The organism is Moorena sp. SIO4G3 (assembly GCF_010692305.1).
GTDB classification, from domain to species: Bacteria; Cyanobacteriota; Cyanobacteriia; order Cyanobacteriales; family Coleofasciculaceae; genus Moorena; species Moorena producens_A.
On the sequence record NZ_JAAHIG010000447.1, the window covers coordinates 1 to 6612 of the forward strand.

The 6612-nt window shown below is 43.2% G+C and carries 5 protein-coding genes; all 5 read right to left on the minus strand.

What is annotated here, in order from left to right; translation table 11 throughout:
• Positions 1 to 2353 (minus strand): type I polyketide synthase (locus tag F6J99_RS39480; protein ID WP_293121584.1); only part of this gene is annotated, 2353 nt, incomplete at its 3' end.
• A 55-nt stretch (positions 2354 to 2408) separates the two neighbouring features.
• A complete protein-coding gene (locus F6J99_RS39485) occupies positions 2409 to 2690 on the minus strand; it encodes an acyl carrier protein (protein WP_293051189.1) in 282 nt (93 codons plus the stop codon).
• Positions 2691 to 2793: 103 nt separating this feature from the next.
• Positions 2794 to 3531, minus strand: coding sequence for a DevA family ABC transporter ATP-binding protein (locus F6J99_RS39490; RefSeq protein ID WP_293121586.1), 738 nt, complete (start codon positions 3529 to 3531; stop codon positions 2794 to 2796).
• An 88-nt stretch (positions 3532 to 3619) separates the two neighbouring features.
• Positions 3620 to 4792, minus strand: coding sequence for an ABC transporter permease DevC (gene devC / locus F6J99_RS39495; RefSeq protein ID WP_293121588.1), 1173 nt, complete (start codon positions 4790 to 4792; stop codon positions 3620 to 3622).
• A gap of 202 nt (positions 4793 to 4994) precedes the next feature.
• Entirely contained in the window at positions 4995 to 6293 is a 1299-nt protein-coding gene (locus F6J99_RS39500; protein ID WP_293121590.1) for an ABC exporter membrane fusion protein, read from the minus strand.
• Positions 6294 to 6612 lie beyond the last annotated feature (319 nt).

Sequence of the window (6612 nt, forward strand, 5' to 3'; positions counted from 1 at the left end):
TATTGCGTCCCCAGTAGCCAGCATCAAAATTTTCACCCTCATGAGCTAGACCTGTGACGGTTGAGATGATTGGAATAGATGCAGTTTTAGGTGTAATTCCTTGAAGCGATCGCACTAGTTGATCTTGAAACGGCTCCATCTGGGGACTGTGGAAAGCATAATTCACCCGCATCATCTTACAGAAAATCTGTCGCTGCTCAAGGGACTCAAGCACTTCTTCCAGGGCTACTGCTTCACCTGATAGAACCAGTGAGGTAGGACTATTGATGGCAGCAATAGACAGACGACCGGCATACTTAGCTAAGAGTTCCTCTGCCTCAGCTACGGACAACTCCACAGCTGCCATTTTTCCAAGACCTGTTCCCTGCTGCATGAAGCGAGCGCGGTGGAAAACAACTTGCACTGCATCCTCCAAGCTGAGAGCTCCAGCAACATGAGCTGCTGCTACTTCTCCCACGCTATGCCCGATTATGGCCTTGGGTTCTATTCCCCAAGAGCGCCACAAAGCAGCTAAAGCAACTTGCAAGGCAAAAATAGCTGGCTGAGCAATCTCAGTTTCTGCCAAGCGGGATGTTGACTCATTAGCCGTCAGTTCCTCCAGCAGTGACCAGTTGGCATAAGAGCGTAGTAGCCCATCACACTTCTCTATAGTGGAGCAAAAGACCGGTTCAGTAGATAATAATTCACGCCCCATCCCCCACCATTGCGGTCCTTGACCAGAAAAGACAAAAACTAGCTTAGGACGGCGGTTCCGTTGCTTACGACCCCAAGACAGACCGGAGTAAGTTTCTCCAGAGCAAAATGCTTCAAGGCCTTCCGTTAGTTCCTCACAGTTTTGAAATACCAAGGACAAACGGTGGTCATGATCAGAACGTCGTACACTAGCTGTATAACAAATGTCTGATAATGAGGCACTGCTACCAGAGGCTGCTGGTGCTAGGAATTCCTGATACTGCTTAGCATAAGCTCTCAGAGCTTCTGGACTGCGAGCAGATAGGGGAAGCAGATAAGGTGACGAGGAGATACCAGGATAGACAGACTTATTTTTCTTCAACTTCTCATCCCCTTGGAGAGCTTGCCCTAGAATAATATGGGCGTTAGTTCCCCCAAAACCAAAAGAACTCAATCCAGCCAAAGCTAGACCATCGGTTTCCGGCCAAGGGGTCAAGGTTTGCTGTACCTGAAGCAGAAGTTTGTCGAAGGGAATATAGGGATTCGGTGTTTGGAAATGCAGGCTCGGTGGTATCTTGCCATGATGTAACAATAGCGCTACCTTAATTAAACCAGCAATGCCAGCGGCAGATTCTAGATGACCGATATTGGTTTTAGCGGAACCGATAATGCAGGGGTTGTCCGGGGAACGGTCTTGACTCAACACAGCCCCTAGTGCTTCAGCCTCAATTGGGTCTCCTAGGGGAGTGCCTGTACCGTGAGCTTCAACATAGTTAATTTGAGCTGGTGCCACTCCAGCATTTGCCAAGGCTTGGCGGATAACTGCTTCTTGAGACAGACCATTGGGAGCGGTAAGTCCATTGCTACGGCCATCTTGGTTAAGGGCTGAACCTTTGATCACAGCAATGATATTGTCATTGTCTCTAATCGCATCCTCCAGACGTTTGAGTACTACAATACCGCAGCCTTCTCCTCGGACATAACCGTTGGCTCTGGCATCAAAGGTCTTACAACGCCCATCCGTAGCCATCATTTGTGCCTGAGAGAAGATGATGGTCAACTCCGGAGACAGCAGCAGATTAACTCCACCGGCCAAGGCTAAATTAGACTCTCCACTCTGCAGACTTTTACAGGCAAGATGCACAGCCACCAATGAGGAGGAACAGGCTGTGTCAATCGCCATACTCGGTCCTCGAAAATCAAATAGGTAGGAGAGGCGGTTAGCAGCAATACTTAAAGCATTGCCAGTCCCCATGTAGGCATTGATGACACTATAGCCTCCTTGCTGAAAGCGCTGGTGGTAATCGCTGGCAGAAATACCAACAAAAACACCTGTGTTACTGTGGGCTAGTTTTTCTACCACCTGCCCAGCATTGTCCAGGGCATCCCAAGCTACCTCTAGCAAAAGTCGCTGCTGGGGGTCGATATAAACTGCTTCTCTCGGAGTAATTCCGAAAAACTGGGGATCAAATTGATCCACTTGTTCTAAAAAGCCACCCCACCGAGTACTCATTTTTCCTGGAGTACCAGGTTTAGGATCGTACAAAGCATCGATATCCCACCGATCTGCTGGTACCTCTGTAATGGCATCTACCCCGTTACATAGGAGCCGCCAATACTCCTCCGGGTTTCTGGCACCAGGAAAACGACAACCTAGACCAATAATTGCGATCGCTTCCATTTCTTAACCTTAATCTGAACTTTGGTCATGATTACCACTACTGGCTGCTTGATGTTTAGCCATTTGCATCTTCAGCTAAACGTTCTGCTAGGGCTTCGATGTTAGGATAGTTCCACAACAGGGTGGGAGATATCTCACGGCCAAGATAGTTTTCCAATCTACCTAAAAGAATCAAAGCATCTGCTGATTCTAAGTTGTAGCTTTCAAATGGTTCCTGGATATCTATCTCTTCAGGATCAACCTCCAGTCGTTGGGCGAGATGGGAAACTAACCAGGCTTGAATAGCTTCTTCAGTATGACATTCTTGATCGATTTTATCAGCGATAGTTTCAAGCATTGTGTTTACTTTTTTAGTTATTTTTAATTTGCCATTAATCAAAAGCAAATTGCCAATTTGTAATTGCTAATTGCAGTCAATTTATTTTAATTAATGGCAATTTTCAATTTTCAATTTTTTTTTCGACTTTTTCCTTTTGGATTTCGTCATTAGCTGGTTGTGGTGTGAGTAGATACCCGTCTTCCATACGAAGGATGCGATCAGCAACATCCAAAATTCTGTTATCGTGAGTCACCATCAAAATAGCGCATCCTTGCTCATGAGCTAGTCGTTGCATAAGATCAACCACATCTCGACCTGTCTTACTATCTAAGGCAGCAGTTGGTTCATCTGCTAAGACCAATTTGGGATTATTGACTAAAGCACGGGCAATGGCTACCCGTTGTTTTTGCCCCCCAGAAAGGTTTTGAGGGTAGTGATTAACTCGATCCCCCAGCTTAACCAGTTGGAGCATAGCTTCAGCTCTAGTGCGAGCTTCCCGGCGAGAGATGCCTCGATGCAGTTCAATCGCCATTTGAACATTTTCCCGGGCTGTCAAGAACTCTAGTAAGTTGTGAGCTTGAAAAATATAACCAATGTGGCTACGCACTGACACTAATTGTTCAGGACTAGCGCCATACAATTCTCGGTCTAGAATTTTTAGACTTCCCTCTTGTACAGAACGCAATCCTCCAATTAAGGTCAACAACGTTGTTTTCCCTGACCCCGATGGCCCCGTTAGAATGACAATTTCTCCAGATTTTATTTCCAGATTAATGTCAAATAAAATTTGGCTCCGTAATGACCGTTGACCCAAGTAATGATTCAGTTTTTTTAGATCAATCAAAATTTCTTGGGACATCGGCTTATTGGATTATACTCTAGTAATTATAAAGTTTATAGCCTAGCAATTATTAATTTTTTTTTAAAATATTTTTTAAAAAATAAAACTAGAAAATATCAGCTGGATCGGCAGACCGCATTTTGTTAACAGCCAAGACACCAGAAGCAAAACACATTAAAATGGTTACTATTAAAACTATAGAGGCTTGATTAAGTCTCATCTCCATTGGTAACCCAGTAGCATCCCTGACAACATTATACAGACCTATAGAGATTGCTAATCCTGGGATATACGCTAAAACAGCTAATATAACAGACTGTTGAAATACTACAGATAATAAGTATTGATTTGGATAGCCAATTGCTTTTAGAGTGGCATAGGCAACTAAGTTAGTAGAAATATTACTATGAAGAATTTGATAGACAATAACTATACCAACAACTGATGCCATAAACAGCATCATACCAAGGATAAATCCAACGGGAGTTCTTGTCTGCCAATATTCTTTTTCAAAGTCAATAAATTCTTGATAAGAAAAAACTAGAACATCTTGAGATAAGTGGTTTTTCAAATTTTGTAAAACTATTTCATGATCTGCATCAGGTTTGAGGTTAATGACTCCTACATCAACCATCTCTGAATTGAGATTGAATATCCGGAACAATGTTGAGTCGCCAACTACCAAATTACCGTCCACCCCAAAGGAAGGTCCTAGACTAAACAAGCCTCCAACCTTAACTCGATAACCTTTTCTTGCTGCAAAACCAAATATTTCAATAGTTTGTTCCGTGTTTCCCTGCTCAAAGTTCTCAGCAATTGGACCAAAATCAGGTCTAGACTTCCGGTCAAATAAAACTACATTAGGAAGTTTGAGCAGATCCAGATTTTGATTAACTTCCGGGGAATTGAGCACAGGCTTACCCGGATTCAAGCCAATAACATAGATTGAGTATTTTTGATCAGTAATGGGATTTTTGAATTTTGCAAATCGTAGATATAAGGGACTAACTGATTCTACTCCATTAAATCCTAGAGCCTGATATAAACGCTCTCTAGGAAAGCTCTGCTTAGCCGTCAATGATTTATATTGGGAACTGATTAAAAACAAATCACCTTTAATAATTTGATGCACCTTGGTAGCACTAGTATAGAGAGAATCATTAAACCCCATTTGCATAAAAATAAGAACAACGATAAACGCAATACCAGCTAGAGCAACCAGAAAACGAACTCTTTGTCTCGCTAGTTGTAACCAGGCAATAGGAAGTTGGAGAATCATTCTTCAAGCATTTTAATAAATGAGATGTCTGGGGAATTTAATATAGTATTTTTAAATTGATTGAGGGAGTTTAGTCCTGGGTTAATCGGAGTAGGCAGTTGCGATGCGGCGCTGCATCGCTTGACAATAACGATAGACAGACATCAAGCATTTTGGTAAACTTTTATTGCGGATTCAACACTTCTGAATCTGGTTAACCGAGTTACAGGTGAATCGTCACCTCTACTTGTAAGTTGGTAAATGCTGCAATTCGTTGACTGTCTACGAAATCATCAATGCGAATTTTAACGTCCACCACTTTACGATCCGTATCTGATCCAGGATTAACATCAAAAACCTGTTGTCTGTCAATTTGTAAACCAATCTCAGCGACTGTTCCCTGTATTTTCCCATCAAAAGCAGCGCTAGTCATAGTAGCTTTTTGACCCAGATGGACTTTGCTAATATCCGTTTCATGGACTTCTGCGATTACATACATCTGGTCGGTTTGACCTAGCTCAACAATTCCATTACTGCCAATAATTTCTCCAGATTTGGTGTGAACTTTCAGGACTTGTCCATCGATAGGAGAACGGATGTAGGTTAAATCTAGTTCAGCTTGAGCAAGCTTGACAGCAGCGATCGCACTCTCAATCTCTCCCTGAGATATTTGTACATCTACTGGACGAACCTCAGTAATACGGTCTAGAGTCGCTTTTGCTTGAGTGATCTGTTCTTGACCGGTGTCCATAGTCCGTCGCCGAGTCGCTTTTGCTTCATTAATTTGCTCTTGAATCGTTTCCACAGTTCGTTTCAGAGCAGCATTTGCTTCATTAATTTGCTCTTGAATCGTTTCCACTTGCAGACGTTTACTGTCAAAAAGAGAGGCAGAAATTGCACCTTCTTGATAGAGTTTTTGATTACGTCGATACTCGGCTTGAGCATTACGCAATTGGGCTTGTAAGCGAGCCAGGGTTGCTTCCTGTGTCGCCACTTCCCCTCGTAACTGAGCTTGTAAGCGAGCCAGGGTTGCTTCCTGTGTCGCCACTTCCCCTCGTAACTGAGCTTGTAAGCGAGCGATCGTTGCCTCTTGTGCCGAAATTTCTCCTGCCTGAGCCCCAGCTTTGACTTTGTCCAGACGAGCTTGGGAAATTTTAACCTTTTGTTTAGCTTGTTCTAAAGTAGCAAAACGAAGAGCATAACTGTCTAGCAGAGCGATGATTTGCCCTGCCTTAATCTTGTCTCCTTCTTTCACTAAGAGTTGGTCAACTCGGGTACCTCCTACAGAATTAGGGGCAGACAAACGAGTCACTCCTCCTTGAGGCTCTAGACGTCCAAGGGCAGTGACCCCAACCATGACCATGGTATTTTCTGGGGAATTTGATATAGAAGCTTGACGTTTCGATTCAAATTGGGGCAAGCCATAGAAATAAATCCCCCCAGTAGCTAAAGCCATAGCTGCTGAGAAAATCAGATACCACTGACTTACAGGGTTTGTAAATGATTGACTTTCCTTATGCACGATAATCCTTAGTTGGCAATAGTAGTGGAGAAGTGCATCGCAATGCCACTGGTTTTACTGTATAATAAGTTCTGTTGTACATTAACCTCATCTAAGAACATGAGGCAGGAAACATGGATGGTTTTAAGTGGCTAAATTTGCTATTGATTCAGCAATAAAACCAAATCATACATATATAGCATTTATGAATTTGGTGAGGTACTTTCGTCCTGGGTTAATAGGAGCAGGAATCCCCCCTAACCACCCTGAGTAAGGGAGGAAGGGAGTAGGGAGTAGCGAGAATAAAATTGACTTTACCTCATAAGTACGATAAACCCTA

Coding starts and splice junctions, on each gene's coding strand:
- F6J99_RS39490 (WP_293121586.1), bottom strand. CDS start 3,531: ATGTCCCAAGAAATTTTGATTGATCTAAAAAAACTGAATCATTACTTG.
- F6J99_RS39485 (WP_293051189.1), bottom strand. CDS start 2,690: ATGCTTGAAACTATCGCTGATAAAATCGATCAAGAATGTCATACTGAA.
- devC (WP_293121588.1), bottom strand. CDS start 4,792: ATGATTCTCCAACTTCCTATTGCCTGGTTACAACTAGCGAGACAAAGA.